Source organism: Microcystis sp. LE19-41.2A (genome assembly GCF_027530405.1).
In the GTDB taxonomy this organism is placed as follows: Bacteria; Cyanobacteriota; Cyanobacteriia; order Cyanobacteriales; family Microcystaceae; genus Microcystis; species Microcystis aeruginosa.
Genome location: NZ_JAPZQJ010000625.1, coordinates 1 through 1,477, shown reverse-complemented (window position 1 = coordinate 1,477; position 1,477 = coordinate 1). Strand labels below are relative to the sequence as shown.

At 44.2% G+C, this 1,477-nt stretch carries 2 protein-coding genes; both read left to right on the top strand.

Annotated elements, in window-relative coordinates; genetic code table 11:
• Window positions 1-445: 445 nt before the first annotated feature.
• Window positions 446-745, top strand: a complete 300-nt coding sequence (locus tag O9290_RS25710) for a hypothetical protein (RefSeq protein ID WP_002758370.1) — start codon at window positions 446-448, stop codon at window positions 743-745.
• The gene (locus O9290_RS25705) at window positions 720-1,082 is read left to right on the top strand and encodes a DUF5615 family PIN-like protein (protein WP_288054954.1); all 363 of its coding nucleotides are present in this window, start codon (window positions 720-722) and stop codon (window positions 1,080-1,082) included. Before O9290_RS25710 ends, O9290_RS25705 begins: the two co-directional genes overlap by 26 nt.
• Window positions 1,083-1,477 lie beyond the last annotated feature (395 nt).

Sequence of the window (1,477 nt, the reverse complement as noted above, 5' to 3'; positions counted from 1 at the left end):
TATACAGCCAACTCTACGGAATCGCTCTACTCCAGATACAGTCAACGGTACAGCCATTTTCAAGGGGAAAATGTACCCAGTAGCGTCTTTTCAATTTTTTCTGAGAAGCCCCATGCAGTAAGGGTTTCGTTGATTTTTTAGTATTTCTGTATGGGGGAAGTCCAGTTATCCATAAAACTGGTTTCTAGCAAGGCTTTCAAAATAGCTTGACATAAAAACCTGATTTAGGGGTTACAAAGGTGAGAGGCTCCCCCCCCCACCCAACCCCAAAGGCGATTGAAAACAACAATACACACTACCCCCCCGAAAAGTATCCTACGCTACAATTTAATAAATCTTTACATTCTTCTCCCTGACTAGGGATTCACAGGGGAAGGAGTCTCAGGTGGTTTCCCCTGTTTTAATCGGATAAACTAGGGATACCAGCTTTCATCAAGGCATCAGCATGACTACCAACGTAGCGAAAACTCAATGGCAGTATTTAGAGAAACGTCCTCATTCCTGGCGACAACAGCTTTGTTTTCAAGGCAGGAGGCTGAAAGCTTTTGATGTCTGGTCAGATATGATTGTCAATGACATGACTCCTCAAGAAGCAGCCCTTAATTGGGAGTTACCCCTGGCTGCCATCTATGAAGCAATTGACTATTGCGAGAGGAATCAGCAGCTACTCAAGCAAGAAGCAGAAGAAGAACGCCACCGTCTGGAAGCAAAGGGGATTAGTGTTGAGTCTAAGATTATTGCTTGATGAGGACTCGCAAGCCCAACTTCTGGTTAAGTTACTTACGGCTGCCGGTCATGACGTACTGACGATCAATGAAATTGGTTTGGCTGGCTGCACAGATAATGTCGTACTTGACTATGCTATACAGGAAAATCGGATTCTGCTAACTCATAACTGCGATGACTTTGAAGAGTTGCACCAAGCGAATCCAAACCATTCGGGGATCTTCGCGGTTTACCGTAACGCTAACCTCTTAAAAAATATGGGCTTCAAGGCAATTGTCAAGGCAATCGCCAATCTCGAAACTGCTAACGTCCCCCTTGCTAATCAGTTCATCTCCCTGAACCACTGGAACTATTAATTCTGGTTTGTCTCGATCTTGTCACAAATCTTAACTTAATCTCTCCCTAACTATTGAAAACAAAAATACACTCTACCCCCCGCACAGTATCCTACGCTACAATTTAATAAATCTTTACATTATTCTCCCTGACTAGGGATTCACATCGGATTTACACATCCTCACCCAATATTTCGTCAAAACTTACCGAAAAATTGGGTTTAAAGCCTCGCTCTTTTAGGGCGACTTTATATGATGTATGCTATTAAGAATAGGGGGCCGGGTAAGCAACCGCTTAAAAAACCCAGTCATCGCCGGATGAACGCACCGTTCGGATCTCGGCGTGAGCTTTTGTCGAGCGCTGATCTCAGGGCAGCGCGGTCAAAAACGACATCGGTAAGATTGCCAACCAAATT